The sequence below is a fragment of the Ruegeria sp. BJ3 genome (assembly GCF_056535665.1).
Map to the genome: position 1 here is coordinate 3,116,480 of NZ_JBQFIT010000001.1, position 26,641 is coordinate 3,143,120.

The following is a 26,641-nucleotide window of genomic DNA, read 5'->3' on the forward strand; positions in this document are numbered from 1 at the left end:
CTGCCGGTCAGAACCGCTCGAGCAACCTTTTGAGGTATTCCAGTTCGATCCTGGGCCTGTCGGTTTCGCCGGTACGGCGACGGATTTCATCCAGCAACTCGCGGGCACGGCGATACACATCATCCCCCTGCAGCAGGTTCTCCTCGGTCGAGATCGAGCCCGCAGCGCCCGGATTCCGACCCAGCGGATCGCGGTTGTTGGCCTGCATGTCGCCTTCCTGCGTACCCTGACCGGGCTGGTTCTGCTGGTTCTGGGCCATGGCCTCACCCAGCTCGCGCATCCCTTCGCGCAACGCTTCCATTGCTTCGGACTGGCGGTCGATCGCTTCGGCAAGGTCGTCGCTCCGCAGGGCATCTTCGGCCTCATCCATGGCACGACCTGCACGCCCCAGCGACTCGCGTGCGGCGTCGCCTTCGGGTGTTCCGGCGCCCGGCAGGTTCTGCTGCTGGCGATTCAGTTCATCGCGCAGCGCCTGTTGGCGGTCAGCCAGAGTCCCTTGCCCTTGCTGGCCTTCGCCCGCCTGATCCGATCCTTGGCCCTGGCCGCCCTGACCCTCATGGCTCTGGCCGCGCCCCTGACCGCCCGAGCGGCCTTCATTGCCCTGGCTTTCACCGGCCTGCGCGCCGGGATTGAATTGCTCCTGCAAGTCACGGAAGGCCTCGTCGCTCAGGCCCTGCTGCTCACGCAGGGTTTCGGCCAAACCTTCCATGGCCTGCTGGCCTTCGGATTGTTGCCCCTGTCCCTGGCCCTGGGTCACGCGCATGTTTTCCATCATCTGCTGGAACTCCTCCAGCGCCTGCTGGGCCTCGGCCATGCGGCCTTGCTCCATCAGTTCTTGGATCCGATCCATCATCCGCTGAAGGTCATCCTGCGTCATCTGCATGGATTCACCGGATTGGTTCTGCTGGCCCTGCTGGCCGTCCGGGTTCTCTTGCGCCAGTCGCTGCAGCTGACGAAGATACTCGTCGGTCGCTTCACGCAGTTCCTGCATCAACTCGGCGATTTCCTCGTCGCTGGCACCGTTCTGCATCGCTTCGGTCAGACGCTCCTGAGCGCGGCGCATCCGCTCCAGCGCATCGGCGAGCGTGCCTTCTTCGATCAGGATGGCCAAATCCCACAGGGCTTGCGCGATCTCGGTCTGCTGTTCGGAGTCCAGGCCGAATTCCGTAAAGGTTTCCAACCGGCGCAGAATGTAGCGCAGTCGCAGATATGCGGTTTCCGAACGGAAGACATCTTCGGGCCGGTGCGAAACCGCCCGCAACAGCTGAGCCACCCGTTTGGCGTTGTCGCGCGACCACAGCAGATCGCGACGCTGTTCAATCACCGCCGCAGCCAGCGGATCAAAGAACCGGCGGGCGGGAAGGTCGGTTCGGTAGACATCCGACTCGGAAACCTGATCAGCGGCATCGACGGCCGAAAGGGTGATCTTGACCGGCAGGTGCGCCCAAGGGTGTTCCGAAAAGTCCTCGATCAAGTCTTCCGTGAAATCGCTCCGGTCACCAGCGATCGGCATGGGCAGGTCGACGGTGACCGCATCGCGTGGTTCGGGTGCAACGGCCAGACCATGGCGACGATCGACCGCGGCCAGGTCCAGTTCGATCAACGCGGTGCCTGACAGGATCCCATAATCGTCACGTGCCGAGAACGGCAGTTTCATCTGGCCACCAGCCTCGGCCGTGGCAGGTTCAGCCACGGCGATTACCGGCGGCGCGTCCGCAATGACCTCGACACCCCAGTCACGCCCTGCAGGGCCTTCGATCGACAATCGGCCCGAACGCTCGACGACAAACTCCTGATCCGGATCGGTTGCTGTCGTGGTGGAAGCTAAGGAACTGGTTTCGGTCAAACTGTGCGCGCCGACCTCGCCATAGAAGCGCAAAGTGACGCGGCTGCCTTGTGGCACTGTCAGCGTCGGACCGGATTGATCGGCCAGATACAGCGTCGGCAGGCCGGTATAGCGAGGCGGCTCGACCCAGCCTTCCCAGCTGGGGCCCTGGCCGGCCACGGCCGTACCGGGTGTCATCTGCGCGACCGATCCAACTTTCCAGAACGATCCGAACAGCAATCCGACCACCAGCGCCAAAAGCGCCGCATAGCGCAGCGCGTAGGGGTCACGAGCGGCAAGGTTCAGGTCAGGCTTGACCGGTCCTGCCTGCGCGGCGCGGGCGGCCATGCGCGCCTGATGGGCCTGCCACAAAGCGCGCGAATCTTCGTCCATCGCCCCGATGGCCTGATCGTCCAGCAACGCCTGAATGGGACGGCCCGGCAGTGTCTCGTCCAGTCGGACAAGCGCCTGCGTGCGGGTGGGGAACCGAAACCTCCGCGTGCCCCAAATCAGTGCAGCCGCCAACGCCACAATGGCTGCGGCCCCGATGATCCAGACGGTTTCAACGCCGACCAGGTCGTGGAGACCCAGCAGCAAGGCCGCCATGATCAGGGCCGCAATCGACAGGAACGGCCAAAAGGCGCGCATCACCTGCTCGGCCAGCATCCCCGTGCGCGTCAGCAACAGGGACAGTCTGGGGATCGGCAGGTTGCGAGTGTCGGTCACGTCAGGCCTCCGGGTCGGGCCCGCGCGGTTATCGCGTCACAGCCACTCAGGTATGGTATCGCGGTTTATGATTTCGTCAAAGGTTGGCCGTTCACGAATAACCGCGAATTGATCGCCATGAACCAGAACTTCAGGGATCAGAGGCCGGGTGTTGTATTCACTGGACATAACCGCGCCATAGGCGCCGGCGCTGCGAAATGCGACCAGATCCCCCGGGTTCAGCGGTGGCATCGCCCTTTGTTTCGCAAAGGTATCCCCGGTCTCGCAAACCGGCCCGACAATGTCATAGCGGCGTTGTTCGACCCCCGGGGCGGGCTCGATGACGGGAACGATGTCGTGATAGGCGTCGTACATGGCCGGGCGGATCAGATCGTTCATCGCCCCGTCGAGGATCAGGAAATCGCGCCCTTCGCCCGACTTCACATAGATCACCTTCGACACCATCAGCCCCGCGTTGCCCGCGATCAGACGGCCCGGCTCGATCTCAATCTCGCACCCCAGATGGCCCAGTGTTTCCTTGATCATCGCACCGTATTCCAACGGCAGCGGCGGTGCTTCGTTCGAACGGGCATAGGGAATGCCCAGCCCGCCACCCAAGTCCAGACGGTGAATGTCGTGACCCTGTGCGCGCAGCTGTTCGGTCAGCTCGGCGACTTTGGAGTAGGCCAGGCGGAACGGCTCAAGATCGGTCAATTGCGAGCCGATATGCACGTCGATGCCCACCACCTTCAGGCCGGGCAGGCTGGCCGCATGGGCATAGACCTCGGGCGCACGGGCGATCGGGATGCCGAACTTGTTTTCGGATTTTCCCGTGGCGATCTTGGCGTGTGTCTTGGCGTCGACGTCCGGGTTCACCCGAACAGTGATCGGCGCGATCACGCCCAGTTCCTGCGCGACGGCGTTGATCACCTCCATCTCAGGCTCGGATTCGACGTTGAACTGGCGAATCCCGCCGGTCAGCGCGATGCGGATTTCCTCAGCCGTTTTGCCGACGCCCGAGAACACGATCTTTTCGCCCGGCACGCCCGCTGCCTTGGCCCGCAGGTACTCGCCGCCCGAAACCACGTCCATCCCCGCGCCCGCCTGCGCCAGCGTTTTCAGAATGGCCTGGTTGCTGGCGGCCTTCATCGCATAACAGACCACGTGGTCGGTACCTGCCAACGCCTCGTCGAACAGGTTGTAATGCCGCAGCAGCGTCGCCGTGGAATAGACATAGAACGGCGTGCCAACCGCAGCCGCGATCTCGGCAACCGGGACGTCCTCGGCGCACAACACGCCATCGCGGTAAAGAAAGTGATCCATATCTGCGCGCTTAGACCAAAACAGGCCTGTGGATCAACGGGATTTGCATCGCGGGCACGCAATCCGGTGCGAACCGCACAGAAGTCGGGCGCTACGGCTTATCCGCGCAGGCCGGCCTCAAGCAACGAAAGGGTCGCGTCGCGCCGCGCTTCAAAGTCGCTTTCATCGCCCCCGAAGATCGCCAGATGGATCACCAGCCCATCCAGCATCGCCGTCACCGCCTGCGCTGCGGCCTGCGCACTGAGATCGCCGCGGATTTCACCCGCGCGGATAAAGGGAGCGAACTGAGCCGCATAATGATCGGCGAGCCAGGCGAAGAATCCGCCAATGATCTCGGCCGCGCGCGGGTCCTGAAATCCGGGGCCCAGCACGTCAAAGAACAGCTGCGTTGCAGCTAGACGGTCGGCGGGCATGGACAGACGCAGCCCGGTCATGAACTGGTCCAGCGTCTGCGGGGCCGGGATGTCGCTGATGCGGGCGCGGATATCCTCGAAATACCGCTGCAGCAACGCCAGAAGCAAAGCCTCCTTGCTTTGGAAATACAGATACAACGTGCCCTTGGCCATCCCGGCCTGATGGGCCACGTCCTGCATCTTGGTAGCGTGATAGCCCTGATCCAGAAAGCAGGCCATGGCGGCATCCAATATCCGCCCCTGCATCTCTTCGCGATCGACGATCTTCGGCATCTTGCCCCTCGATTTTCTTCCGGCGCGCCTTTCTTGACGCAGATTGGACGCGGCGTCACGCAAATTCAATCTTTTAATGACTTGACGGTCAGTAACACCATCTCCATTTATGACCCGCCAGTCATTAAAAGGATTCTGTCATGGCGCATTCGTCACAAATCAAAGCCGGTCCAACGCGTCCTATGGCCTCCCAACTCACGGCAACAGCCGCCAAACTGATGCTTGTCCTCGTCGCCAGCTTTGTCACGCTCGTCCCCGGCGGACCGATCGAGACCCGGGACTTTTCCGGGCTGGGTGGAACGGTGTTCTGGGGTTTCAACGCCTTTCTGATCGCGCTTGCCCTGCTGGCCGTGGGGTCGGCGGTGGCTTTGCTGCGCGGCTCGGCAACGGCAAGCTGGGGCGCCATCGTGGCGGCCTGGGGGTACATCTTCGTGGTCCTGCTGGACCTGGGTCATGTCTTCCCCACATCACCCGACCCGATTCCGCTGATGCTGGGACTGGTCGAGATTCTGGATTTCATCCTGGCTTTCTACATCCTGGCATTGGCTCATCGTGGCTTGGGCCACCTCTGAACCCGCCCGGCGCGCACTCGTGTACGGCCCGAAGCCACAGCAACAGGAGGTGGCGCCGGGTCCCGCCGGAATACCTACAAAGAAAGACAACTCATGCTGTTCAAGGAACGTTTCACATTGACCGTCTTGCCGCTGGCCCTGGTCACAGCCGCATGCAGCGGCACCGGTGCCCAACACCAACCCGTCCTGTCTGCCGAGCCGGGCCCGGCTTACGCCGCTGATCTGGACCAGTGCCGCGCATTGGCCAAGTCTCAGGACCTGTGGAGCCCGGAAACCCGGACACAGGCCTTGATAGGCGCCGGGGTCGGCGCAATGGCAGGTATTTCGGACGACACGGTTGGAAACACAGAAGGCGCCATAGCCGGCGCAGCGGTGGGATCAGCGGCAGGTGCCGTCGCCGGAGCCGCCGAGATGCGCAACACCCGGCGTGACATTCTGATCGAGTGTCTGCGGCAGCGCGGGCACCCTGTGGCCGGCTGAGCGCATCAAGCGCTCATTCAGAAATTCGTCGACACCCCGGCCCGCGCATATCCGGATACGGACACTCCAGCCCCCGAGCGCGCGGGCTCTTCTACTGGCTGAGAGCGCGGCGGATTCGTGGTTTCGCAGGCCGCCAGCACGGCAAGCGACAGGACAAGGCCGAGTGGTTTCATTTCGCTGCCTTCATTAGTTGGATCACTTGCTAAATGGCGACTGGCACGTCGCTTTCAACCTCAAAGCGTTCAGATCCCCAGAAACACGCTGAGGGGGCCTCGGTGCAGGCCGACGCCCCCGCTCACATAAGTGCCACTGGTCGAAACGCCCACATTGGCGTTCAGGGTCGGCTGGACGGGCTCTCCGTCGGCGCCGCAGGCCGCCAAAGCAAAGGCGGCCCCGATCAGGGCAATCACACGCAAGGTTGTCATTCCAGCATCTCCTTCCAGCGGGCGATCTGCGCCCGGACCTGGTCCGGGGCCGTACCGCCATAGGACTGGCGCGAGTTTACCGAATTATCAACGCCAAGGACAGAATAGACATCCTGCGTGATGCCCGCGTGAACCAACTGCATGTCCTCGAGCGTCAGATCGGGCAGGTCGCAGCCCTTCTTCTCGGCCATGGCGACCAGCGATCCGGTGACGTGGTGCGCATCACGGAAGGGCAGGCCCAGCACCCGCACCAGCCAGTCGGCCAGATCGGTCGCGGTGGAAAAGCCCGAGCCGGCGGCAGCGGCCAGGCTGTCGCGATTGGCGGTCATGTCCTTGACCATGCCCTCCATCGCGGCCAGCGCCAGCATCCAGTTGTCGGCGGCGTCAAAGACCTGCTCCTTGTCTTCCTGCATGTCCTTGGAATAGGCCAGCGGCAGCCCTTTCATAACCATCATCAGCGCCGTGTTGGCACCAAAGATCCGGCCCACCTTGGCGCGGATCAGCTCGGCGGCGTCGGGGTTCTTTTTCTGCGGCATGATCGACGAGCCGGTCGAGAACCGGTCTGACAGGGTGACAAAGCGGAACTGGGCCGAAGACCAGATCACCAGTTCCTCGGCAAAGCGCGACAGGTGCACCGCGCATATCGAGGCCACCGACAGGAATTCCAGCGCGAAATCGCGATCGCTGACCGCATCCAGCGAGTTGGCGGCAGGCCGGTCAAAGCCCAGCGCCTGCGCCGTCATGTGCCGGTCGATCGGGAACGAGGTGCCGGCCAGCGCCGCCGCGCCCAGCGGGCATTCATTCATCCGCGCCCGCGCGTCGCGCACGCGGGAAAGGTCGCGGCCAAACATCTCGACATAGGCCATCATGTGGTGGCCCCAGGTCACCGGCTGCGCTGTCTGCAGGTGGGTGAAACCGGGCATGACCCAATCGGCCCCGGCCTCGGCCTGCGCCAATAGCGCGCGGATCAAGGCCAGCAGGCCGGATTCGGCGGCGTCCAGCTGATCGCGGACCCACAGTTTGAAATCGGTCGCCACCTGGTCATTGCGGCTGCGACCCGTGTGCAGGCGGCCTGCGGGCTCTCCGATGATCTCTTTCAGGCGCGCCTCGACATTCATGTGGATGTCTTCCAGCGCGGTCGAGAACTGGAACTCACCACCTTCTATCTCTGACAAAACGGTGAGCAGCCCTTCCCGAATGGCCTCGGCATCACTATCAGTTATGACGCCCGTGGCGGCCAGCATGGCGGCATGGGCACGCGAGCCCGCGATGTCCTGGGCCGCCATCCGTCGGTCGAACCCGATCGAGGCATTGATCGCCTCCATGATCGCGTCTGGTCCGGCGGCAAAGCGGCCGCCCCACATCTGGTTCGAGGATTGTTCGGTCATGCTGGAAAACCCGGAGTTGATATGCGCCTGTTTCGTCTGATCCCCCTTTATATGGCCCTTGCGCTGGGTGCAAATGCCGCTTTGGCCGCCGACACACAGGCCCTGGCCGACCTGCGCGACGGCAGCCTGAAACGCCTGATCCTGCATTCCGAGCCGAAACCGGTCTCGGACGCGGAATTCCAGCTGGAAGATGACGGCGGCACCGCCACGCTGGCGGACTATCGCGGCAAATACGTTCTGCTGAACTTCTGGGCCACCTGGTGCGCACCCTGCCGCAAGGAGATGCCCCAGATCGCCGAGCTGCAGGAGGAATTCGGCGGAGACCAGTTCGAGGTTCTGACGCTGGCCACCGGGCGCAACTCGCCCGCGGGGATCAAGAAGTTCTTTGATGAAAACGGCATCACCAACCTGCCCCGCCATCAAGACCCGAAACAGGCCGTCGCCCGCGAGATGGGTATCGTCGGCCTGCCGATCACCGTGATCATCGACCCTGACGGCCGGGAAATCGCACGGCTGATCGGCGATGCCGAATGGAACTCGGACAGCGCCAAGGCGATCATCGCGGCCCTGCTGAACCCCGAAAGCTGACCACCTGACGGGCCTTTTGTGCTAGACTGGAACCGGCCTGAACAGGGCCGGTTTTTCATTGGCAACAGACAGGAGGCTGAGATGAAACCGGTGGTTTTACTGATCGGCCGGCTGCCCAACGTGATCGGCGACGTGGCGCGGCAACTGGAGCATCTTCCGATCCGGTGGCTGGGCGCGCATGATCCCGACGAGGTGCGGCGGCAACTGGACGCCGAACCGCGCATCGCCTGCGCGATTATGGGCGCGGGCCTCGATGACAAGGTGCGCGGCGAACTGGTGGGCATCATCGCGGCGCGGCGGCCGGATATCTGCATTCACCTCAAGGATCGCGCCTCGGGACCCGAAGGGCTGGTGCCCTTCGTCGAGCGCGTTGTCCGGCACGAAGTGCTTGAGCCGCACAACACCCCCTGACGCAACGCCACCTTTGACAGGGCCTGACCCCGCTTGCACTCTGTCCGCGGGAGGACATCATGCCGCTGGAAATCCTGCTGGTTCTGGTGGTCGGTGGCATTGCCGGCATCACCGCACTGCTGCATCTGACGGGCAAATCGCGCCAGCGCGTGCTGAGCGCCGATGTCGCGCGCGCCGAATGGCTGCGCCATTTCCCCGACGACACCATCATCGACGTCACCCTGGCCCATGACGGACACGCCGCATTGCTGCGCACCGAGACCGGGCCGGGCCTGTTGTGGTCCTTTGGCGCCGATACAGTGGCCCGCCACCTGCGCGATTTCGACTGGATCGACCACCCCGAGGGCATCGAGGTCCAGTTCCACGACTTCGCCACCCCCGGCGTCACCGTCCGCCTTGATGAAACCGAGCGCCGCCACTGGCGCCACCTGCTGGAGCCCGCATGACCGACCAGATCAGCTTTCCCGATGTCGTCCAATGGGCCGTGCCGTTCTTTATCGCCGCAATCCTGGCCGAATTTCTGTGGATCGCCATGAAGGGCCGTGGCGGGCGGTATGAAACCCGCGACGCCGTGACCTCGCTGATCATGGGAGCGGGCAACATCGCGTCCGGATTCCTGCTGGGCTTCATCGCCTATGGGTTCTTCATGTGGCTGTGGAAGATTACGCCATTGGATCTGGGCACATCGATCCCGGTGATCATCCTGTGCTTTGTGCTGGATGACCTGCGATACTACTGGGTGCACCGGTTCGGGCACCGCATCCGCTGGGTCTGGGCCAGCCATGTAAACCACCACAGCTCGCAGCACTACAACCTGACGACCGCCCTGCGGCAGACCTGGACCTATACCTTCACCTTCATGATGGTCGTGCGCGCGCCGCTGATCCTGCTGGGGTTCCACCCGGCGATGGTGCTGTTCTGCGGCGGCCTGAACCTGATCTACCAGTTCTGGATCCACACCGAAGCCATCGGCAAGATGCCCCGCTGGTTCGAGGCGGTCATGAACACCCCCAGCCACCACCGTGCCCACCACGGCCGCAACGCGCGCTATCTGGATTGCAACTATGCCGGGGTGTTCATCATCTGGGACAAGCTGTTCGGCACCTTCGTCCCCGAGCAGGAGCACGACCGGGTCGACTATGGCCTGGTGCACAATATCGGCACCTTCAACCCGCTGCGGGTGGCCTTTCACGAATGGGTGGCCATCTGGCGCGACGCGACCCAGCCGGGCCTGACCCTGAAACAGCGGCTGGCCTATTGCTTTGCCCCGCCGGGCTACAGCCATGACGGCAGCCGCGACAGCTCCGAGCAGATCAAGTCCAAGCACCTGGCCCGCCACCCCGAAGATCGCGGAACGCCCGGTTTCGAGCAATTTGACGAAAACCTGCCCAACCAACAGGCAAAACAGGCCTGAGACTGGCGGCGTCTGCCGGGCGGGCGCTTGAAATCCCGCGCGCGTGCTCCATATCCGGACAAGTGACAAGTTTGATCGGTCGGAGTTCCACAATGTCTCGCGTTACTGCCATCTTCACCGCAACCGGCCTGTTGGGCCTGGTAATCGCGATGCTCAGCGCCCTTGGCCAGCAGCCTGCCCCGGCGGTGATGATGCTTGGAGTGGCTATGGTGGGCACAGGCTTCCTGGGCGCTGTCATTGGCGCCGTGGTCGAATTGCGCCACGCAGCCCAGACGACCCGCTGATCCCACCCACTGATTCCCGACGCGCATTAACCGCAAATTCACCGGTACGATCCGAAACTACGTGCTGACCGGTTTCGGAAACGTACGGGGATTCGGCGTCGATGCGGAAAAAGGACTTTGCAGATCTGCCAGAAGGTGGGGACAGCCCGTTGAATTCGGCCGTCGCCGCGCGGGACAATTCGACCGTTCAAATGGCGACCGAGGCCGTCAAGCATCAGCAATGCCGCCTCGCGTTCCAACCCGTCATGCAAGCACGCGACCCGCACGGCGTCGCATTCTACGAGGCATTCATCCGCGTGCTGGACGAAACCGGCCGCGTGATCCCCGCGCGGGAGTTCATGCCGCAGGTGGAAAACACACCAATCGGCCGGGAACTGGATTGCATAGCATTGGAAAAAGGGTTGCGCGCCCTGTCGAGAAATCCGGAAATCCGGCTTTCTATCAACATGTCCGCACGCTCGATCGGATACGCGCGCTGGTCACGGATATTGGACCGGTTTCTCAAACGGGACAAAACCCTGGGCGAGCGGCTTATCCTCGAAATCTCCGAAAGCTCGGCAATGCAGGTTCCCGAACTGGTGGTCGATTTCATGGACCGGCTTCAGGATCGCGGGATCGCTTTTGCGCTGGATGACTTCGGCGCCAGCAACTTCAGCTTCAGGTATTTTCGCGAGTTCTTCTTTGACGCGGCGAAGATCGACGGGCAGTTCGTACGGGGTGTCAGCACCAACCCGGACAATCAGGCGCTGGTGCGCGCGCTGATCGCCGTCGCCCGTGAGTTTGAGATTCTGGTCATCGCCGAATCGGTCGAAACTCGTGAAGATGCCGAGTTTCTGGTAGCCAGCGGTGTGGACTGCCTGCAGGGCTATCTATTCGGCGCTCCGACGGTGAAAGCCCCGTGGCAGCCCGAAAAAGAAGCCAAAACAGGAAGTTGAACCCAATTCCCTTGGGCGCAATTCGGCCGAGGCTTTCCCATGAGACAAGCTGTCCGTTGCTGCACGTGCAGCATTGCGCTATGGCAGAAAGTGCTGGAGCGGGGGATCACGAGGCGCTCTTGCATCGCCAGAGAGGCTCTGTGCGACCTGCGCCGTCAGATTTCCCACAGGACCTTGACGGTAAAGGATTGACTGTATGACCAACGTAGTAATCGCATCCGCCGCACGCACAGGCGTCGGCAGCTTTGGCGGTTCCTTTGCGAACACCCCCGCACATGATCTGGGCGCTGCCGTCCTCGAAGCCGTCGTGGAACGCGCCGGGATCGACAAGTCCGAGGTGAGCGAAACCATCATGGGTCAGGTTCTGACGGCCGCCCAAGGCCAGAACCCCGCACGCCAGGCGCACATCAACGCCGGCCTGCCGCAGGAAAGCGCGGCCTGGGGCATCAACCAGGTCTGTGGTTCAGGCTTGCGTGCCGTTGCCCTCGGCGCTCAGCATATCCAGTTGGGCGATGCCGAGATCGTATGCGCAGGCGGTCAGGAAAACATGACCCTGTCCCCCCACGCCGCATCGCTGCGCGCGGGCCACAAGATGGGCGACATGAAATACATCGACACCATGATCCGCGACGGCCTGTGGGATGCGTTCAACGGCTACCACATGGGCCAGACGGCCGAGAACGTGGCCGAGAAGTGGCAGATCAGCCGCGATATGCAGGATGAGTTTGCGGTGGCCAGCCAAAACAAGGCTGAGGCCGCGCAGAAGGCCGGCAAGTTCAAGGACGAGATCGTCCCCTTCACCATCAAGACCCGCAAGGGCGACATCGTGATGGATAGTGACGAGTACATCCGTCACGGCGCAACCATGGAGGCGATGTCCAAGCTGCGTCCGGCCTTCACCAAGGATGGCTCGGTGACTGCGGCCAACGCCTCGGGTCTTAATGACGGCGCGGCGGCAACCCTGCTGATGTCTGCCGACAACGCCGAAAAGCGCGGGATCGAACCGCTGGCCCGCATCGCGTCTTATGCGACCGCCGGGCTGGACCCGTCGATCATGGGTGTCGGACCGATCTATGCCTCGCGCAAGGCGTTGGAAAAGGCCGGCTGGTCGGTTGACGATCTGGATCTGGTCGAAGCCAACGAAGCCTTCGCGGCACAGGCCTGCGCCGTGAACAAGGACATGGGTTGGGATCCCTCGATCGTGAACGTGAACGGCGGCGCCATCGCCATTGGCCACCCGATCGGAGCATCCGGCTGCCGGGTTCTGAACACGCTGCTGTTCGAAATGAAGCGCCGGAACGCGAAAAAGGGTCTGGCAACCCTCTGCATCGGAGGCGGCATGGGCGTCGCCCTGTGCGTGGAGCGCGTCTAAGTGCTTTGACAAGTCACGAATAAGGGCGTCCAATGGGCGCCCTTTTTTGTTACTCTCGAGGAATATCCCCAGGATGCGACAATATCACCAAACGGAAAGAGCCAGCTCGCGGCGAAACGATATTGCGCTACACAATCTCTCAGAGTAACAGAATTACCAACACGATTAAATTTGGAGGAGTCCTAAATGGCACGTACAGCACTCGTAACCGGCGGCACCCGCGGCATCGGCGCAGCAATTTCCAAAGCGCTCAAGGCTGAAGGATACAATGTAGCCGCCTCGTATGCGGGGAATGACGAAGCCGCGGCCAAGTTCACCGAGGAAACCGGCATTGCGACCTACAAATGGAACGTGGCCGACTATGACGAGTCCAAGGCGGGCATCGAAAAGGTCGAAGCCGAGCTCGGCCCGATCGACATCGTTGTCGCCAATGCAGGCATCACCCGCGACGCGCCGTTCCACAAGATGACACCGGAACAATGGCACCAGGTGATCGACACCAACCTGACCGGGGTGTTCAACACCGTACACCCCGTCTGGCCCGGCATGCGCGAGCGCAAGTTCGGTCGGGTGATCGTGATCAGCTCGATCAACGGGCAAAAGGGCCAGTTCGCTCAGGTGAACTATGCCGCTACCAAAGCCGGTGATCTGGGCATCGTCAAATCCCTGGCGCAGGAAGGCGCGCGCGCCGGCATCACCGCAAACGCCATCTGCCCCGGATACATCGCGACCGAGATGGTCATGGCCGTTCCGGAAAAGGTGCGTGAAGCCATCATCGGTCAGATCCCTGCAGGCCGTTTGGGCGAACCCGAGGAAATTGCCCGCTGCGTCGCATTCCTGGCCTCGGAAGATTCGCAGTTCATCAACGGGTCGACGATTTCGGCCAACGGCGCGCAGTTTTTCGTCTGATCGCGGCTTAAATGAAAACGGGCCGACCCAACGGGTCGGCCCTTCTTTGATCCCGTAAGAACGCGCGCGCAGCGTTCAGCGGGAACCCAGAACCCACTTCCAGAAACTCCGGATCGCCTTGCCGCGCTCTTGATGAGCGCGCAGAATTGCCTTTTGTGCGGCAGGATTGGTCGTCATCTCGATCATGGCTTTTCCCTTCTACTAAAGGTGAACTTGACTTGCACTCAACATGCCTGTTGTTTTCAATGGGTACAAACGAGAGTTTTTCCACATTCAGTTTAGAAAATTTTATGTGAAGATGAGCGACCGACTTCCCCCACTCACCGCCCTCAGGGCCTTTGATGCCGCCGCCCGCCATATGTCCTTCGCCAAGGCCGCGGACGAGTTGAACGTGACACCGGCCGCGCTGTCGTTTCAGATCAAGTCTCTGGAAGAGCATTTGGGCCAGCCGTTGTTCCGCCGATTGAACCGTGCGGTCGAGTTGACCGAGGCCGGACGAACCTTGGCCCCAGGCACGGAAAAAGGGTTTGCTGCGCTGCAGGCGGCTTGGTCGGCCACCCGCCGCCTGCAGGACAACACGACATTGACGGTGACCGCTGGGCCGGCCCTGACAGCCAAATGGCTGGCCCCCCGCCTGTACGAGTTCGCCCGCGCCCATCCCGAGATCGACCTGAGATTTTCAGCCACGCTGCGCAATCTCGATTTCGAGCGCGACGACGTGGATGTCGCGATCCGTTTCGGGTACGGGCAGGATGACGGGCTGTATTCAGTTCCCGTGCGGCAAGAGTGGCTGACACCGGTCATGACGCCCGAGCTTGCGGCCCGGTTTCCGACGCCGCAGGATCTGACCAAAGCGCCGCTGATCCACGATGACTCGATCAACTTCCTGAACCCGCCCTGTGACTGGCCCGCCTGGTTTCGTGCGGTGGGGGTGGACTTCACGCCGACTCATGGCGCGCATTTCTCGAACGCGGATCACGCCATTGATGCCGCGGTGGCGGGTGTCGGCGTCGCGTTGGGACGGCGCCCGATGATCATCAAGGATGTGATCGAAGGCCGACTGGTGATGCCCTTCAAAACCGCCGTCGAAACCAAGGCCCGGTTCCGGTTCCTGTGCCGTTCGGGCGAAGAGACGCGCCCTCAGATTGCCGCCTTCCGGGATTGGTTCCTTGCAGAGATCGAAAAAACCGCGCACATATCCGACGGTCTGGAAATCATACCCGTCGAGGATATCCCCCCCGCATGACAAAGAACCGCGCCACCGCCATCGGTTTTGTCGCCGTCCTTTTGTGGGCACTGTTGGCGCTGTTCACGGTTGGCTCGGCGCCGACCCCGCCACTTTTGCTGAACGCCATCTGCTTTACGATCGGCGGAACCCTTGGCTTGATCTGGACGTGGCGCAGCGGTGGGCTTGCGCAACTGAAACGGGTCAGTTGGAAGGTATTCGCCTTCGGCACGGTTGGCTTGTTCGGATACCACGCCCTGTATTTTTCGGCCCTGCGCATGGCACCTGCGGCCGAGGCCGGATTGATTGCCTACCTCTGGCCTTTGCTGATCGTTCTTTTTTCAGGGTTGCTTCCCGGCGAAACGCTACGTCTGGGCCATCTGCTCGGGGCATGTCTGGGCTTCTCCGGGGCCGCGCTGATCATCACTGGCGGCGGAACCGCAGGGTTTCAGGCCGAACATCTGCCGGGCTATGCGCTGGCGCTTTTGTGCGCCCTTACGTGGTCGGGGTATTCCGTATTGTCGCGCAGGCTGGGTCAAACGCCGACCAGCTCGGTAGCAGTGTTCTGCGTGCTGACCGCCATCGCCTCGTGGATCCTGCATTTCAGCCTTGAGCAGACAGTCTGGCCACCCGATGCACTGGCCTGGATGTCGACCGTTGCCCTGGGGTTGGGGCCTGTTGGGCTGGCGTTCTATGTCTGGGATATCGGGGTCAAGCACGGTGACATCCAGATGCTGGGCACCAGCTCGTACGCGGCACCCCTGTTGTCAACTTTGGTGCTTGTGGTCGCCGGGATCGCCACGCCATCCTGGACGCTGGCGATCGCGGCATTGCTTGTTACCGGCGGCGCTGCAATCGCGGCACGCGCCAGCCTACGACATTAAGCCGACAGGCGTTCAATCTCTTCCTTCAGCTTCAGCTTCTTCTTTTTGAGTTGAGCGATGTGGAGATCGTCGATACCGGGCGAGCGCTGGGCTTGTTCCACTTCGAGACTGAGGATTTCGTGCTTCTTCTTCAGTTCCGTCAGATGTGCGCTTACGCTCATGGCGATCCTCCTTCTCAGTTTCTGAATATCACATGGGAAGTTGATCACATCATTTCCAGCCTGTCACGCTGCAGACGCTCGGATTCTTGTTCAAATCCGACAATTTCGGCTGGTCATTGCCTATCGGGCGTCCGGCCAAGGCATTGGTCGGCCCTCGCGCAGGATGCCAGATACCATGTCGGTATAGCTCTCGCCGTCCCTTTCATGGCGGTCACCGCTGTGGAGAATCAGCGGCGCATGCAATCGAAAATCCGCGCGCCCGCCCTTGCGCGCCCGCAGGATCAGCAACTCGGCCCCGCGCCCCATACGCGGCGCGATGGGCAGAACCTCTACCGAGCCCAACCGACCCACGCAGGCCGTCAGCATGTCGGGCAAGCGTTCCGCGCGCTGGATCATGTGCAAGTACCCGCGCGGTGCCAGCCTGCGCGCTGCCGCATCAAACCAGTCGGACAGCGGCGTCTGCTCGCTCAGCGCCGTTCGCCGACCAGCATCGACGGCCGCGCTATGTGCACCGGGCCGATAATAGGGCGGGTTTGCGATCACGTGGTCGAAGTGCTGCTGACGCAGATCAGTCGGCATATTGGACAGGTCGGCCACGTGAACGGACAGATCAATCTCGTTGCATTGCGCGTTTCTTGCGGCCAGATCGGCATAGTCGGCCTGAAGCTCGATCCCGGCCGAGCGCAGACCGGGTACGCGGGTCGCGAGACAAAGAACCGCAGCACCCGCCCCGCAGCCCAGCTCCAGCACCGACTGCCCGGCTTTGGCCGGAACTGCGGCAACAAGCAGCACCGGATCGACACCGGCGCGATAACCGTCTCGCGGCTGCCACAGCTTTAGGCGGCCACCCAGAAAGTCGTTGCAAGTCAGCGCGCTGTCAGGAAACCCGGTCATCTTCCCAGCGGTATGTCATTGTCACGCATCACCCGCTCTGCCCGCTCGAGGTCATCGGTCCGAACCATGAGGCGGCGCGGAAAGATTCCGATGCCTCCCTCGAGGACGCTCATATTTACGTCCATCTCAAAGCAGTCTATATCCTCGCCCTCAAGAAGAGCGGATGCAAAGGCAATGATGGTCGGATCGGTGCTGCGCAGAAGTTCTTTCATGGGGATGGATGTAAGGGCAAGGCAGGACGAAAGTCGAGCCTTGTATCAGGAGTGTGATGACGATCAGCACGATCTCGAAACCGCATGAGCGACTGGCCGAGATTTTGGCCGGTGAAATGGAGGCGGTAAACACTCTGATCCGCACCCGCATGGCCTCGGAACACGCGCCCCGCATCCCCGAAGTCACCGCGCATCTGGTCGAAGCGGGCGGCAAGCGCCTGCGCCCGATGCTGACACTGGCCGCCGCGCGGCTGTTCGGCTATGGCGGCGATCATCACATCCGTTTGGCCGCCACGGTCGAATTCATCCACACCGCCACGCTTTTGCATGACGACGTCGTGGACGAAAGCGCGCAGCGGCGGGGCCGGCCTACTGCCAACCTCCTGTGGGACAACAAGTCCAGCGTGCTGGTCGGCGACTATCTGTTTTCGCGCAGTTTCCAGCTGATGGTGGAAACCGGATCGCTGCGGGTTCTGGACATCCTGGCCAATGCCTCGGCCACCATTGCCGAAGGCGAGGTGCTGCAGATGACCGCGGCCACCGACCTGCGCACCGACGAGAACGTGTATCTGCAGGTCGTGCGCGGAAAGACCGCGGCGCTGTTCTCCGCGGCGACCGAAGTGGGCGGCGTGATCGCCGGTGCGTCCGAGGAGCAGGTCCGAGCGCTGTTCGCTTATGGCGACGCGCTGGGCGTCGCCTTCCAGATCGCCGACGACCTGCTGGACTATCAGGGCGACAGCAAGACCACCGGCAAGAATGTGGGCGACGACTTCCGCGAGCGCAAGCTGACCCTCCCGGTGATCAAAGCCGTGGCCCAGGCCACACCCGACGAGCGTGCGTTCTGGGAGCGCACGATCGATAAGGGTCGGCAACAGGATGGAGACCTGGACCTGGCCCTGAACCTCATGCGGAAATACGGCACCCTGGAGGAGACCCGGACAGACGCTCTGGCCTGGGCAGCCAAGGCCAAAACCGCTCTGACCGCGCTGCCCGATCACGAATTGCGCGACCTGCTCGGCGATCTGGCCGATTACGTCGTGTCCCGCCTCAGCTGAGTACGCTGGCGCGACACCACCAGTCCGGCTGGGAAACACCAATCTCGTAGGCTGCAAAATGTGCGGCCTTCATGGACGGGTACAGCGCAAAGCAGGTCGAACCCGACCCCGACATGCGGACCAGCAGAACGTCCCGCGTTTCACCCAGCGCCTGCAACACGTCTGAAATTTGGGGCGCCAAGCCAATTGCCGCTTCCTGCAAATCATTGCGTTGCCCGGCCAGCCAGTCAGCGCAGGCCTCTTGCGTTTCGAATGCCGGGATCTCATCCGGTATCCCCGGATTGTCGCGCGAAGCCAGCGTGTTGAACACCGGCCCCGTCGGAACCGGAACACCCGGATTGACCAGCAATGCGGGCAAAGCGGGCAATGCAACCGGGGCGACACGGTCACCAATGCCCCGCATCCGTGCGGCTCTGCCCAGTACACAAACAGGAACATCCGCGCCCAGTGCCAAAGCCGTTTCCAGCGGAACTTCCGCGTCTTCCCCTGCGATGGCCCGCAAAGTCGCTGCCGCATCCGATGAGCCGCCGCCGATTCCCCCGCCATGCGGCAGAACCTTGTCCAACTGGATTTGCCCGCTCCATCCCATCGCCCGAGCGGCCCGCCAGACGAGGTTGCGGTCGTCGGTCGGCACCCCGGCAGAATGGGGCCCGGTCACGGTCAGGCGAATCTCGGGCCCGGGTGACAGGATCAACGTGTCTCCCACATCGGCAAAGGCGACCAGCGAGTCCAGCAGATGGTATCCGTCGGCCCGCCGACCGGTCACATGCAGGGAAAGGTTGATCTTCGCGGGCGCAAAGGCCTCAGTCGCCATTGGCGACCTTCAGGGGGGCCGCGCCTTCCTCGGCCAGTACCGCGTCCAGCCCGACCTCGAGTTTGCGACGGATCCGATCGGGGTCAGCCTCGCCATCGGTGTCTTCGGGATCGATGAAGGACAACGCGCGGCGCCATTGGAAATCGGCCTCACGGGTGCGCCCGACGGCCCAGTAGACGTCGCCCAAGTGGTCGTTGACCACCGGGTCCACGGCCATCAGTTCGACGGCGCGCTCCATATGCTCGACCGCCTCGTCGTACCGGCCCAAGCGAAACAGGACCCAACCCAAGCTGTCGACGATATAGCCGCTGTCAGGCTGGATCGCGACGGCGCGCTCGATCATGTCCAGCGCCTCTTCAAGTTTTTCCTGCCGCTCGACCAGCGAGTACCCGAGATAGTTCAAAACCTGCGGCTGATCCGGATTCAACTCCAGGGCACGCCTGAAATCTGCCTCGGCCCTGTCCCAGGCCTTGAGACGTTCGTGGCAGATGCCGCGGGCGTAATGCAGGAACCAGTTGCCACCTGAACCGGTTTCGGTCAGTTCGATGGCCCGGTCATACGAGGTTACAGCTGCGGCGTAGTTTTCCTGGCGCCGCTGCAGATCGGCCAAGGCGACATGGACACTGGGCAGGTTGGGCTGCCGGGCCGCCAGATTTTCCAGCACTTCGATCGCCGCATCCGGTTTCCCCGACTGAGCCAGAATTTCGGCACGCCCCAGCTCGGCTGCGTGGAAATCGCTGCTATCCGTGGGAACCTTTCGATAGGCTTCGGCGGCCAGGTCGTACTGGCTCAACTGCTCAAGCAGTTCCGCGCTCAGCAGAATCGCATCGATGTGATCGGGCCGGAGGTAAGTCGCGATCCGCGCGTAAAGCAGCACATAGTCATGTGCGGCCTCCGTGTTCAACGCCGCCCCGACCGAGAAAAAGACCTCGGCTACGCCTTCGGTGGCCGATCCGACATGGGTGAAAGGCAAGGTGCCACCGGCGCTGAGCGTGTCCACGTAGGTCTCGATCGACGGATCGCTGCCCGCCGCAAACACGTTTTCAAGGAATTGCAGAGCTTCGTCGTTGCGGTTGAGCTGCGACAACACTTCGACCCGCGCCAGCGCTGCACGTCGCGAGAATCGCGCAACGATACTGTCGTCGGCCGCAAAGATCGCCTCGGCCCCTTCGAAATCGCCAACCGACGCCAGCGCCAGCGCCTTGTGATACAGCGCGAATTCCCGCAGACCGTCCTGCTGGGCGACCTCATCGAACTGCGCCATCGCCTTGGTCATTTCGCCCTTGCCCAGATGCGCCCAGGCCGTCATCAACCCATCGACCAGCGGGCCAACGCCCTGGTTTTCCGGGTCACGGGCCAGCAATTCGTCGAACTTTCCGTCAGATACCAGTTTGGCGGAAACAACCATGCGCGCGGCCTGGTTGGGTTGCTCGTTTGCCTCCATGTCCTCGGCGATGGGCAGTGCGCGTTCCACATCGCCAAGAGCCACGCGCGCAAGTAGCACGCTTTCCTTGAGCTTGGTGTTGCCCGGATCGAAAATCAGGGCCTTGGAGTAGTACTCCTCGGCAGCCTTGTAGTCGCTTTCATAGATGGCTTGGCGTCCAGCCAGATAGGATCCCGCGCCGGAATCCGCGTGAACCGGAACGACAGCTGCTGTCGCAAGAAACACGGCCAGCGCCGTGCGACGAACCAGTGAAACCACCTAATACCTGCCTTGTCTGCCTACGATTGCAGGATAAGCTAGGGCCTTGGCCCGCCAGAGGCAATGGCCGAGCGTTCACGGCCCCGCCATTGCCCGGGTTTTTGCCTACATGTTGGGGTAGTTCGGTCCGTCCCCACCCTGCGGCGTGGTCCACGTGATGTTCTGGCTGGGATCCTTGATGTCACAGGTCTTGCAGTGGACGCAGTTCTGGAAGTTGATCACGAATCGAGGCTCGGCCTCGTCCTTCACCACTTCGTACACGCCCGCCGGGCAATACCGCTGCGCCGGTTCATCAAACTTGGGCAGGTTGACCTTAACCGGAATCTCGGGGTCGGTCAGCTTCAGGTGACAGGGCTGGCTTTCTTCATGGTTGGTGAACGAGAACGCCACGTTGGTCAGACGATCGAAAGACAGCGTGCCATCGGGCTTCGGATAGTCGATAGGGGTGTGCTGGCTGGCATCCTCGGTCGCCTCGGCGTCGTTCTTGCCATGGCCCAGCGTCCCCAGCAGCGAGAAGCCCAGCGTGTTGGTCCACATGTCCATACCGCCCAGCACCAGCGAAGCGGTCAGGCCGTATTTCGACCACAGCGGCTTGACGTTGCGAACCTTCTTGAGGTCGCGGCCGATCGCACCGTTGCGCACCTCGTCTTCATAGGCGGACAGTTCGTCGCCCGACCGGTCGGCCTTGATGGCCTCGAACGCGGCCTCGGCCGCTGCCTTGCCCGACAGCATCGCGTTGTGGTTGCCCTTGATGCGCGGCACGTTGACCATGCCCGCCGAACAGCCCAGCAGCGCCACGCCCGGCGCCACCAGCTTCGGCATCGACTGATATCCGCCCTCGGTGATCGCGCGGGCGCCATAGGCCACACGCTTGCCGCCTTTCAGCAGGTCGGCCACCACCGGGTGGTGCTTGAACCGCTGGAATTCCATGTAGGGGAACAGGTGCGGGTTCTTGTAGTTCAGGTGCACCACGAATCCCACATAGACCTGGTTGTTTTCCAGGTGATAGATGAACGACCCGCCCCCGGCGTTTCCGCCCAGCGGCCAGCCCATCGTGTGGGTGACGCTGCCTTCCTTGTGCTTGGCGGGGTCGATCTCCCAGATTTCCTTCATGCCGATGCCGTATTTCTGCGGCTCTTTCCCGGCGGACAGGTCGTATTTCGCGATCACTTCCTTGGACAACGACCCGCGCACCCCTTCCGACAGGAAGACGTATTTGCCGTGCAGTTCCATGCCCGGCTCGGTGTTGGGGCCATAGGACCCGTCGGGTTCCAGCCCGAAGACACCTGCCACGACACCCTTGACCTCGCCATTGTCGCCATAGACCAGTTCGGAACAGGCCATGCCGGGGAAGATTTCCACGCCCAGCTCCTCGGCCTGTTCGGCCATCCAGCGGCAGACATTGCCCATCGAGACGATGTAGTTGCCGTGGTTGTTCATCAGCGGCGGCATCGGCCAGTTTGGGATGCGCAGCTTGCCGGCCTCGCCCAGCATATAGAAGTTGTCTTCGCGCACCGGCACGTTCAGCGGCGCGCCCTTTTCCTTCCAGTCGGGGATCAGCGCATCCAGACCGCACGGGTCCAGCACCGCGCCCGACAGGATATGCGCGCCCACTTCCGAGCCCTTTTCCAGCACGACCACGTTCAGGTCGGCGTCCAGCTGTTTCAGACGAATGGCCGCCGACAGGCCCGCCGGGCCTGCGCCCACGATCACCACGTCGTATTCCATCGCTTCGCGTTCAATTTCGGCCATCGTGGGCTCCTCCGCTAACTATCCGAATTGGCGCCTGGGGCGCGGGCTCGGCGAAATTTTGTTTCCCGGCTGATTACCTGCTGGAAAAGACCTTGGTCAATCAAAACACGGCGTAACATTGCTGCAATGCGGCAGATCAGCCCTCGGGCGCGTCACCCATCAGGTACCTGGGACCGCTACCATGCGCCTTGGCCCGGTCGTCGGGGTTGTAGAGCGCGCATTTCGGAAGGCTCAGACAGCCACAGCCGATGCAGCCGTCCAGATTGTCGCGCAGACGCAGCAGAGTATCGATTCGCTGGTCCAGATGCGCGCGCAGGCCGACGCTGATCTTTTTCCAATCCGCCGGCGTGGGCGTGCGGTTGTCGGGCAGCCCGGCCAGAACCTCGCGGATTTCGGGCAGGGTCAGACCGAACTGCTGGGCGATCATCACGAAACTCAGCCGACGGATGTCGGCGCGCTGATACCGCCGCTGACCGCCCGGATTGCGCCAGGGGGAAATCAGCCCCTGCGCCTCGTAATAGCGGATGGCGGATACCGCCAACCCCGTGCGGCGTGCCAATGCGCCGATGGAAAGGCCTTCGGATGCGGGCATGATCTCCTCCTGGAAAAATCTCTTGAGCTAAAGTTAGGTTTAGGAATTACGGTGAGTCGAAACAAGCCTGTACATGAAAAGGAGACCCCATGATGGCGACGCTGGAACACACGAACTTCACCGTCCGCAACCCGCAGGCGACCGCCGCCTGGATGCAGGACGTATTCGGATGGAAGACACGCTGGGAAGGCCCGGCCATCGCGGGCGGCTATACCGTGCATGTGGGCAGCGCGCATACCTATCTGGCGCTTTACGCCCCGGCCGACCCGAAACCGTCGGGTGAAAGCAGCTATGACATCGTCGGCGGGCTGAACCATGTGGGCGTGCTGGTCGAGGACATCGACGCGACCGAAGCCAAGGTCCGCGCCGCCGGGTTCGAGCCGCACAACCACGCCGACTATGAACCCGGCCGCCGGTTCTATTTCGACGATGACAACGGCATCGAATTCGAGGTGGTTCAATATGATTGAGATGCTCTGGTTCGGCGCCGAGGCGCATCGCTGGAAACGCGGGGATCTGCTGGGGCATCGGCACAATCGGAAACCCCCACCGCCCCGACGGCGTTAAGTTGCGGATTGCAGGGGCCAAACCCCTTGGCCTCTTGCATTTCACGCCATATTTGGGTCAGGTAATTGCCAACCCATCTTTCGCCCCGACGCTGGTCTCATGCGGCGGGGCGACTCAATTTGTGCGTGGAAAAAAGAAGATATGGAAAAGATCCCCATGACGCCCGCGGGCTTTGCCGCGCTCGAGGCAGAGCTCAAGCAACTCAAGTCCGTTGAACGCCCCGCCATCATCGAGGCCATCGCCTCGGCGCGCGAACTGGGCGACTTGAAGGAAAACGCCGAATATCACTCGGCCCGCGAAAAGCAGGGCTTCATCGAAGGCCGCATCAAGGAACTGGAAGGCGTTCTGTCGCTGGCCGAGGTGATCGACCCGACCAAACTGTCCGGCGCGATCAAGTTCGGCGCCAAGGTCACCTTGGTGGACGAGGACACCGACGAGGAAAAGACCTGGCAGATCGTGGGCGAGCATGAGGCCAATATCGAAAAGGGCCTGCTGAACATCAAATCGCCCATCGCCCGCGCCCTGATCGGCAAGGAAGAAGGCGACAGCGTCGAGGTGCGCACCCCCGGCGGCGTGCGCTCGTACGAAGTGCTGAGCATCCACTACGCCTGATCGGAGCGCGCCATGTCGGGCCAAGACCCTGATCCGGACAGCAAACGCCCCACCTGGCTGGGCATCTATGACCGTCCGGGCCGCCCCAGCGTCACCGGGATCGAGATTGCGGCCGCGGCCCTCAGCCTGATCTGGCTGGTGGTGGCCGTAGCCTTTCTTGTGCTGCCCGAGCAGACGCAGGCCGGCAGTTTCATCGTGATGCTGCTGGCGGTGTTCATGCCGGTCGCGATGATCTGGGTCGCGGCGCTGGCCATGCGCGCCAGCCGCATCATGCGCGAAGAAAGCGCCCGGCTGCAGACCGCGATCGACGCGATCCGGCAGGCCTATGTATCGCAGCAACAGCGGTCGGCCAGCACCTACGAACCCGCGGTGGCCCGGAAACTGGATGAAATCGCCGCGGCCGCCCGGCACGCCCAAAGCACGCTGGCCACGTTCTCCAGCAAGCGGCGGGATCTTGCGCCGCTGGCAAGACCTGCGGCACCCTCGGGCCAGACCTCATTGGAACTGGGCACTCCGGCCGAAGAGATCACGACTCCTCTGCCCACCGACATTTTCATCCGCGCGCTGAACTTTCCCGAAACCGCCGAGGATACCGAAGGCTTCAACGCCCTGCGCCGCGCGATGAAGGACCGCAAGACCGCGCAACTGGTGCAGGCCGCCGAGGACGTGCTGACTCTGCTCAGCCAGGAAGGCATCTACATGGACGACCTGCGTCCGGACATGGCCCGCCCCGAGGTCTGGCGCCAGTTCGCCAAGGGCGAACGCGGGCGTGCGGTCGCTGCTTTGGGCGGCATCCGCGACCGGTCGTGCCTGGCGCTGACCTCGGCGCGGATGAAGCAAGACCCGATCTTTCGCGATGCGGTGCATCACTTCCTGCGCCGTTTCGACACCATGATCGTCGAGTTCGAACCTGTGGCCAGCGACGCCGACCTGACCGCCTTGGGCGACACGCGCACGGCGCGCGCCTTCATGCTGCTGGGCCGGGTGGCCGGGACCTTCGACTAGCCACCGTCCGGCACGACCCACCGCATTTTCGTAGCCGAACTGAATCCGAACAGATGCTTGAACGGGCCGGTATAATCCTGCCCGATCGCCTGAAACCCTTCGCGCTCGTACAGGGTCCGCGCGCGCGGGTTGGTGTTGATCACGTCCAGTTGCACCTCGTGCATGCCCAGCCTCTGCGCTTCCTCCTTGATCGCCCGCAGCAATAGGGTCCCGACACCCTGGCCGCGCGCCTCGGCTGCCACGCATATGCCATCCATCTGGAACACGCCCGGCTTCAGGTCGCGCTCCAGAACGCTCAGGATCAGGCCCCGCCATAGGGCGCCGAACCAGCCATAGACCCGGGCCAGATCCGCCAGCCCGCCCTGCGTCAGCCCACCGTCGCAGGTCTTGTACCCGGCCAGCCCCAGCATCCGCCCATCCGCATCCCGAGCCACCAGGGCGAATTCTGGGTTCAGCACCCGTTCGAAAAAGGCCAGCCCGCGCGCGTCCGGACCCATGACGCGCGATAGTTTGCCCGAGAACGCCTGCCAGAACAGCTCTGCTGCCCGCGCGCGCTCATCGGGGGAAAACCCGCGCGAGACCGAAACCGTCACAGGCCGAAACTGCCATAGGGTATGAAGCGAACCGGGTCTCCCGGCTGGATGTCCAGTGGACCGTCCGGCAGTTCGACCAGCCCTTCGGCCCAGCTGAGCCCGCTGATGCGACCCGACCCTTCCGAGTGGAACACCTCGACCCGGCTGTCGCGGACCCGGGCGCGCAGGTATTCGCGGCGGCCCGATTTCTTGCGCTTGGCGAACCCGGCGGGCAGGTCAAAGCCCTGTGGCTGCTGCCACCCCTCGCCCGCCATCAACCCCAGCGCGGGCCGGGCAAAGATCAGAGTGCAGACCATCGCCGCCACCGGATTGCCCGGCAGGCCGAACACCGGCGTGCCCTGCCACAGGCCCAGCGCCAGCGGGCGGCCCGGTTTCAGCGCTATGCGCCATTCCTGCAAGGCCCCCGTCGCGCGAAGCAGGGCCGAGACATGATCCTCGTCCCCCGCCGAAGCGCCGCCGCTGGTCAGGATCGCGTCGGTCTGTTGCGCGGCCTGGTCCAGCCGGTCCCGCAGCACGGCCCGGTCGTCGCCCACGCGGCCCAGATCGACCGGCACAAAGCCCATCCGTTGCAGCATCGACAGCAGCATCGGGCGGTTTGCATCATAGATCTGACCCGGCCCCGCGGCCTGACCCGGATCACGCAATTCATCGCCGGTGGACAGAACCCCCACACGCAAGGGGCTGCGGACCGGGACCTCGGCCACGCCCACCGCCGACAGCAGCGCCAGATCGGCGGGTGTCAGGCGTCGCCCGGCAGGCAAAGCCAAGGCGCCGGCCTGCACGTCTTCGCCCGCCTTGCGCGTATTGGCGCCGGCCTTCAAAGGCCCGTTGAAGGCGATGTGGCCGTCTTGCACGGTCACGTCCTCTTCCAGAATGACGGTATCCACGCCCTCGGGCAGCGGCGCGCCGGTCAGAACGCGCAGCGCCTGCCCCTCCGGCACGGCCCCCGCAAAGGGTACACCCGCCGCCGCGCGCCCCTCGGCCAGCGGCAGGACATGCGGGCCCTCGGGCCGACCACCGGCAAAACCGTACCCGTCCACCGCCGTGTTGGGCAGCGGCGGATTCGACCGTTGCGCGATCACGTCCTGCGCCAGAACGCACCCGCAGGCTTGACCAACGGGCAAGGTCTCGACGCCGGCCACCGGGTGCAATTGGTCGCGCAACAGGGCCAGCGCGTCATCGACCGGGGTCCATTCGACCCCCGGCGGCAATGCGAAACAGTCGTTTTTCAGCGGTGGAGGCGCAATATTCGGCAT

General features: G+C 63.0%; 31 protein-coding genes. 16 read left to right on the top strand and 15 right to left on the bottom strand.

Going from position 1 to position 26,641, the window contains the following annotated elements; genetic code table 11:
- Window positions 1-7 precede the first annotated feature (7 nt).
- The 3 genes from ACR3EL_RS15700 to ACR3EL_RS15710 all read right to left on the bottom strand — a co-directional run bounded on the left by ACR3EL_RS15700 (window position 8) and on the right by ACR3EL_RS15710 (window position 4,539).
- Window positions 8-2,551: a TIGR02302 family protein gene (locus ACR3EL_RS15700; RefSeq protein ID WP_480722228.1), complete on the bottom strand. Its 2,544-nt coding sequence runs from the start codon at window positions 2,549-2,551 to the stop codon at window positions 8-10.
- Between the two features lie 36 nt (window positions 2,552-2,587).
- Window positions 2,588-3,853: a diaminopimelate decarboxylase gene (gene lysA, locus ACR3EL_RS15705; RefSeq protein ID WP_170342232.1), complete on the bottom strand. Its 1,266-nt coding sequence runs from the start codon at window positions 3,851-3,853 to the stop codon at window positions 2,588-2,590.
- A gap of 98 nt (window positions 3,854-3,951) precedes the next feature.
- Entirely contained in the window at window positions 3,952-4,539 is a 588-nt protein-coding gene (locus ACR3EL_RS15710; RefSeq protein WP_170342234.1) for a TetR/AcrR family transcriptional regulator, read from the bottom strand.
- Window positions 4,540-4,721: 182 nt separating this feature from the next.
- Here ACR3EL_RS15710 and ACR3EL_RS15715 point away from each other — a divergent pair, with 182 nt between their 5' ends.
- Window positions 4,722-5,111 carry a DUF8051 family protein gene (locus ACR3EL_RS15715; protein ID WP_480722232.1) on the top strand — a complete coding sequence of 130 codons (390 nt, stop codon included), beginning with the start codon at window positions 4,722-4,724 and terminating at the stop codon, window positions 5,109-5,111.
- 93 nt (window positions 5,112-5,204) lie between these two features.
- Window positions 5,205-5,591: a glycine zipper family protein gene (locus ACR3EL_RS15720; RefSeq protein WP_170342237.1), complete on the top strand. Its 387-nt coding sequence runs from the start codon at window positions 5,205-5,207 to the stop codon at window positions 5,589-5,591.
- A gap of 17 nt (window positions 5,592-5,608) precedes the next feature.
- Here the strand turns inward: ACR3EL_RS15720 and ACR3EL_RS15725 are convergent, their stop codons facing one another.
- The 3 genes from ACR3EL_RS15725 to argH form a co-directional block, all read right to left on the bottom strand.
- Complete coding sequence (locus ACR3EL_RS15725; RefSeq protein WP_170342239.1) at window positions 5,609-5,764, bottom strand: hypothetical protein; 156 nt, start codon at window positions 5,762-5,764, stop codon at window positions 5,609-5,611.
- A gap of 69 nt (window positions 5,765-5,833) precedes the next feature.
- Window positions 5,834-6,016 (bottom strand): hypothetical protein, encoded by a 183-nt coding sequence (locus ACR3EL_RS15730; protein WP_170342240.1) that lies wholly within the window; start codon window positions 6,014-6,016, stop codon window positions 5,834-5,836.
- Complete coding sequence (gene argH, locus ACR3EL_RS15735) at window positions 6,013-7,404, bottom strand: argininosuccinate lyase (protein WP_170342241.1); 1,392 nt, start codon at window positions 7,402-7,404, stop codon at window positions 6,013-6,015. Before argH ends, ACR3EL_RS15730 begins: the two co-directional genes overlap by 4 nt.
- Before the next feature lie 21 nt (window positions 7,405-7,425).
- Between argH and ACR3EL_RS15740 the strand changes: the two genes are divergently transcribed.
- The 10 genes from ACR3EL_RS15740 (at window position 7,426) to yddG (ending at window position 15,426) form a co-directional block, all read left to right on the top strand.
- Window positions 7,426-7,992, top strand: coding sequence for a TlpA disulfide reductase family protein (locus ACR3EL_RS15740; RefSeq protein ID WP_170369799.1), 567 nt, complete (start codon window positions 7,426-7,428; stop codon window positions 7,990-7,992).
- An 81-nt stretch (window positions 7,993-8,073) separates the two neighbouring features.
- Window positions 8,074-8,403: a hypothetical protein gene (locus tag ACR3EL_RS15745; protein ID WP_170360091.1), complete on the top strand. Its 330-nt coding sequence runs from the start codon at window positions 8,074-8,076 to the stop codon at window positions 8,401-8,403.
- 59 nt (window positions 8,404-8,462) lie between these two features.
- Window positions 8,463-8,849 carry a hypothetical protein gene (locus ACR3EL_RS15750; protein WP_170391838.1) on the top strand — a complete coding sequence of 129 codons (387 nt, stop codon included), beginning with the start codon at window positions 8,463-8,465 and terminating at the stop codon, window positions 8,847-8,849.
- Window positions 8,846-9,817 carry a sterol desaturase family protein gene (locus tag ACR3EL_RS15755; RefSeq protein WP_170360087.1) on the top strand — a complete coding sequence of 324 codons (972 nt, stop codon included), beginning with the start codon at window positions 8,846-8,848 and terminating at the stop codon, window positions 9,815-9,817. Before ACR3EL_RS15750 ends, ACR3EL_RS15755 begins: the two co-directional genes overlap by 4 nt.
- 92 nt (window positions 9,818-9,909) lie before the next feature.
- Complete coding sequence (locus ACR3EL_RS15760) at window positions 9,910-10,101, top strand: hypothetical protein (protein ID WP_093963509.1); 192 nt, start codon at window positions 9,910-9,912, stop codon at window positions 10,099-10,101.
- Between the two features lie 101 nt (window positions 10,102-10,202).
- Window positions 10,203-11,036: an EAL domain-containing protein gene (locus tag ACR3EL_RS15765; protein WP_170342246.1), complete on the top strand. Its 834-nt coding sequence runs from the start codon at window positions 10,203-10,205 to the stop codon at window positions 11,034-11,036.
- Window positions 11,037-11,232: 196 nt separating this feature from the next.
- Window positions 11,233-12,408 (top strand): acetyl-CoA C-acetyltransferase, encoded by a 1,176-nt coding sequence (locus ACR3EL_RS15770; protein WP_170342247.1) that lies wholly within the window; start codon window positions 11,233-11,235, stop codon window positions 12,406-12,408.
- A 186-nt stretch (window positions 12,409-12,594) separates the two neighbouring features.
- A complete protein-coding gene (gene phbB / locus ACR3EL_RS15775; protein WP_093963512.1) occupies window positions 12,595-13,317 on the top strand; it encodes an acetoacetyl-CoA reductase in 723 nt (240 codons plus the stop codon).
- A 298-nt stretch (window positions 13,318-13,615) separates the two neighbouring features.
- Window positions 13,616-14,563, top strand: coding sequence for a transcriptional regulator GcvA (locus tag ACR3EL_RS15780; RefSeq protein ID WP_170342248.1), 948 nt, complete (start codon window positions 13,616-13,618; stop codon window positions 14,561-14,563).
- A complete protein-coding gene (yddG, locus tag ACR3EL_RS15785) occupies window positions 14,560-15,426 on the top strand; it encodes an aromatic amino acid exporter YddG (RefSeq protein ID WP_170342250.1) in 867 nt (288 codons plus the stop codon). The genes ACR3EL_RS15780 and yddG overlap by 4 nt, the downstream gene beginning before the upstream one ends.
- On the opposite strand, the gene ACR3EL_RS15790 is transcribed toward yddG, so the two are convergent.
- The 3 genes from ACR3EL_RS15790 to ACR3EL_RS15800 form a co-directional block, all read right to left on the bottom strand.
- Window positions 15,423-15,587, bottom strand: coding sequence for a YdcH family protein (locus ACR3EL_RS15790; protein WP_170342251.1), 165 nt, complete (start codon window positions 15,585-15,587; stop codon window positions 15,423-15,425). The genes yddG and ACR3EL_RS15790 overlap by 4 nt on opposite strands.
- A 120-nt stretch (window positions 15,588-15,707) precedes the next feature.
- Window positions 15,708-16,481 (bottom strand): tRNA1(Val) (adenine(37)-N6)-methyltransferase, encoded by a 774-nt coding sequence (locus ACR3EL_RS15795; protein WP_480722241.1) that lies wholly within the window; start codon window positions 16,479-16,481, stop codon window positions 15,708-15,710.
- On the bottom strand, window positions 16,478-16,693 hold the full coding sequence (locus ACR3EL_RS15800; protein ID WP_093963516.1) for a putative signal transducing protein: 216 nt from the start codon (window positions 16,691-16,693) through the stop codon (window positions 16,478-16,480). Before ACR3EL_RS15800 ends, ACR3EL_RS15795 begins: the two co-directional genes overlap by 4 nt.
- Before the next feature lie 56 nt (window positions 16,694-16,749).
- On the opposite strand from ACR3EL_RS15800, the gene ACR3EL_RS15805 reads away from it, so the two are divergent.
- Window positions 16,750-17,748, top strand: a complete 999-nt coding sequence (locus tag ACR3EL_RS15805; RefSeq protein WP_480722243.1) for a polyprenyl synthetase family protein — start codon at window positions 16,750-16,752, stop codon at window positions 17,746-17,748.
- On the opposite strand, the gene ACR3EL_RS15810 is transcribed toward ACR3EL_RS15805, so the two are convergent.
- The 4 genes from ACR3EL_RS15810 to soxR form a co-directional block, all read right to left on the bottom strand.
- Window positions 17,741-18,562 (bottom strand): 4-(cytidine 5'-diphospho)-2-C-methyl-D-erythritol kinase, encoded by an 822-nt coding sequence (locus ACR3EL_RS15810; RefSeq protein WP_480722246.1) that lies wholly within the window; start codon window positions 18,560-18,562, stop codon window positions 17,741-17,743. The genes ACR3EL_RS15805 and ACR3EL_RS15810 overlap by 8 nt on opposite strands.
- Complete coding sequence (locus ACR3EL_RS15815) at window positions 18,552-20,264, bottom strand: tetratricopeptide repeat protein (RefSeq protein ID WP_480722248.1); 1,713 nt, start codon at window positions 20,262-20,264, stop codon at window positions 18,552-18,554. Before ACR3EL_RS15815 ends, ACR3EL_RS15810 begins: the two co-directional genes overlap by 11 nt.
- 105 nt (window positions 20,265-20,369) lie before the next feature.
- On the bottom strand, window positions 20,370-22,016 hold the full coding sequence (locus ACR3EL_RS15820) for an electron transfer flavoprotein-ubiquinone oxidoreductase (RefSeq protein ID WP_170342260.1): 1,647 nt from the start codon (window positions 22,014-22,016) through the stop codon (window positions 20,370-20,372).
- Window positions 22,017-22,152: 136 nt separating this feature from the next.
- A complete protein-coding gene (soxR, locus tag ACR3EL_RS15825; protein ID WP_170342262.1) occupies window positions 22,153-22,608 on the bottom strand; it encodes a redox-sensitive transcriptional activator SoxR in 456 nt (151 codons plus the stop codon).
- 89 nt (window positions 22,609-22,697) lie between these two features.
- Here soxR and ACR3EL_RS15830 point away from each other — a divergent pair, with 89 nt between their 5' ends.
- The 3 genes from ACR3EL_RS15830 to ACR3EL_RS15840 all read left to right on the top strand — a co-directional run bounded on the left by ACR3EL_RS15830 (window position 22,698) and on the right by ACR3EL_RS15840 (window position 24,792).
- Window positions 22,698-23,078: a VOC family protein gene (locus ACR3EL_RS15830; RefSeq protein WP_005978983.1), complete on the top strand. Its 381-nt coding sequence runs from the start codon at window positions 22,698-22,700 to the stop codon at window positions 23,076-23,078.
- A gap of 238 nt (window positions 23,079-23,316) precedes the next feature.
- On the top strand, window positions 23,317-23,787 hold the full coding sequence (greA, locus tag ACR3EL_RS15835) for a transcription elongation factor GreA (RefSeq protein WP_005978981.1): 471 nt from the start codon (window positions 23,317-23,319) through the stop codon (window positions 23,785-23,787).
- Between the two features lie 12 nt (window positions 23,788-23,799).
- The gene (locus ACR3EL_RS15840) at window positions 23,800-24,792 is read left to right on the top strand and encodes a hypothetical protein (RefSeq protein WP_170342263.1); all 993 of its coding nucleotides are present in this window, start codon (window positions 23,800-23,802) and stop codon (window positions 24,790-24,792) included.
- Here the strand turns inward: ACR3EL_RS15840 and ACR3EL_RS15845 are convergent.
- Window positions 24,789-25,385: a GNAT family N-acetyltransferase gene (locus ACR3EL_RS15845; RefSeq protein ID WP_367646367.1), complete on the bottom strand. Its 597-nt coding sequence runs from the start codon at window positions 25,383-25,385 to the stop codon at window positions 24,789-24,791. The genes ACR3EL_RS15840 and ACR3EL_RS15845 overlap by 4 nt on opposite strands.
- On the bottom strand, window positions 25,382-26,641 hold the full coding sequence (locus ACR3EL_RS15850) for a molybdopterin-binding protein (RefSeq protein WP_170342264.1): 1,260 nt from the start codon (window positions 26,639-26,641) through the stop codon (window positions 25,382-25,384). Before ACR3EL_RS15850 ends, ACR3EL_RS15845 begins: the two co-directional genes overlap by 4 nt.

Excerpts from the sequence above, each read along its gene's own strand:
- lysA (WP_170342232.1), bottom strand. The coding sequence starts at position 3,853 with ATGGATCACTTTCTTTACCGCGATGGCGTGTTGTGCGCCGAGGACGTC.
- ACR3EL_RS15710 (WP_170342234.1), bottom strand. The coding sequence starts at position 4,539 with ATGCCGAAGATCGTCGATCGCGAAGAGATGCAGGGGCGGATATTGGAT.
- ACR3EL_RS15715 (WP_480722232.1), top strand. The coding sequence starts at position 4,722 with ATGGCCTCCCAACTCACGGCAACAGCCGCCAAACTGATGCTTGTCCTC.
- ACR3EL_RS15720 (WP_170342237.1), top strand. The coding sequence starts at position 5,205 with ATGCTGTTCAAGGAACGTTTCACATTGACCGTCTTGCCGCTGGCCCTG.
- ACR3EL_RS15725 (WP_170342239.1), bottom strand. The coding sequence starts at position 5,764 with ATGAAACCACTCGGCCTTGTCCTGTCGCTTGCCGTGCTGGCGGCCTGC.
- ACR3EL_RS15730 (WP_170342240.1), bottom strand. The coding sequence starts at position 6,016 with ATGACAACCTTGCGTGTGATTGCCCTGATCGGGGCCGCCTTTGCTTTG.
- argH (WP_170342241.1), bottom strand. The coding sequence starts at position 7,404 with ATGACCGAACAATCCTCGAACCAGATGTGGGGCGGCCGCTTTGCCGCC.
- ACR3EL_RS15740 (WP_170369799.1), top strand. The coding sequence starts at position 7,426 with ATGCGCCTGTTTCGTCTGATCCCCCTTTATATGGCCCTTGCGCTGGGT.
- ACR3EL_RS15745 (WP_170360091.1), top strand. The coding sequence starts at position 8,074 with ATGAAACCGGTGGTTTTACTGATCGGCCGGCTGCCCAACGTGATCGGC.
- ACR3EL_RS15750 (WP_170391838.1), top strand. The coding sequence starts at position 8,463 with ATGCCGCTGGAAATCCTGCTGGTTCTGGTGGTCGGTGGCATTGCCGGC.
- ACR3EL_RS15755 (WP_170360087.1), top strand. The coding sequence starts at position 8,846 with ATGACCGACCAGATCAGCTTTCCCGATGTCGTCCAATGGGCCGTGCCG.
- ACR3EL_RS15760 (WP_093963509.1), top strand. The coding sequence starts at position 9,910 with ATGTCTCGCGTTACTGCCATCTTCACCGCAACCGGCCTGTTGGGCCTG.
- ACR3EL_RS15765 (WP_170342246.1), top strand. The coding sequence starts at position 10,203 with ATGCGGAAAAAGGACTTTGCAGATCTGCCAGAAGGTGGGGACAGCCCG.
- ACR3EL_RS15770 (WP_170342247.1), top strand. The coding sequence starts at position 11,233 with ATGACCAACGTAGTAATCGCATCCGCCGCACGCACAGGCGTCGGCAGC.
- phbB (WP_093963512.1), top strand. The coding sequence starts at position 12,595 with ATGGCACGTACAGCACTCGTAACCGGCGGCACCCGCGGCATCGGCGCA.
- ACR3EL_RS15780 (WP_170342248.1), top strand. The coding sequence starts at position 13,616 with ATGAGCGACCGACTTCCCCCACTCACCGCCCTCAGGGCCTTTGATGCC.
- yddG (WP_170342250.1), top strand. The coding sequence starts at position 14,560 with ATGACAAAGAACCGCGCCACCGCCATCGGTTTTGTCGCCGTCCTTTTG.
- ACR3EL_RS15790 (WP_170342251.1), bottom strand. The coding sequence starts at position 15,587 with ATGAGCGTAAGCGCACATCTGACGGAACTGAAGAAGAAGCACGAAATC.
- ACR3EL_RS15795 (WP_480722241.1), bottom strand. The coding sequence starts at position 16,481 with ATGACCGGGTTTCCTGACAGCGCGCTGACTTGCAACGACTTTCTGGGT.
- ACR3EL_RS15800 (WP_093963516.1), bottom strand. The coding sequence starts at position 16,693 with ATGAAAGAACTTCTGCGCAGCACCGATCCGACCATCATTGCCTTTGCA.
- ACR3EL_RS15805 (WP_480722243.1), top strand. The coding sequence starts at position 16,750 with ATGACGATCAGCACGATCTCGAAACCGCATGAGCGACTGGCCGAGATT.
- ACR3EL_RS15810 (WP_480722246.1), bottom strand. The coding sequence starts at position 18,562 with ATGGCGACTGAGGCCTTTGCGCCCGCGAAGATCAACCTTTCCCTGCAT.
- ACR3EL_RS15820 (WP_170342260.1), bottom strand. The coding sequence starts at position 22,016 with ATGGCCGAAATTGAACGCGAAGCGATGGAATACGACGTGGTGATCGTG.
- soxR (WP_170342262.1), bottom strand. The coding sequence starts at position 22,608 with ATGCCCGCATCCGAAGGCCTTTCCATCGGCGCATTGGCACGCCGCACG.
- ACR3EL_RS15830 (WP_005978983.1), top strand. The coding sequence starts at position 22,698 with ATGATGGCGACGCTGGAACACACGAACTTCACCGTCCGCAACCCGCAG.
- greA (WP_005978981.1), top strand. The coding sequence starts at position 23,317 with ATGGAAAAGATCCCCATGACGCCCGCGGGCTTTGCCGCGCTCGAGGCA.
- ACR3EL_RS15840 (WP_170342263.1), top strand. The coding sequence starts at position 23,800 with ATGTCGGGCCAAGACCCTGATCCGGACAGCAAACGCCCCACCTGGCTG.
- ACR3EL_RS15850 (WP_170342264.1), bottom strand. The coding sequence starts at position 26,641 with ATGCCGAATATTGCGCCTCCACCGCTGAAAAACGACTGTTTCGCATTG.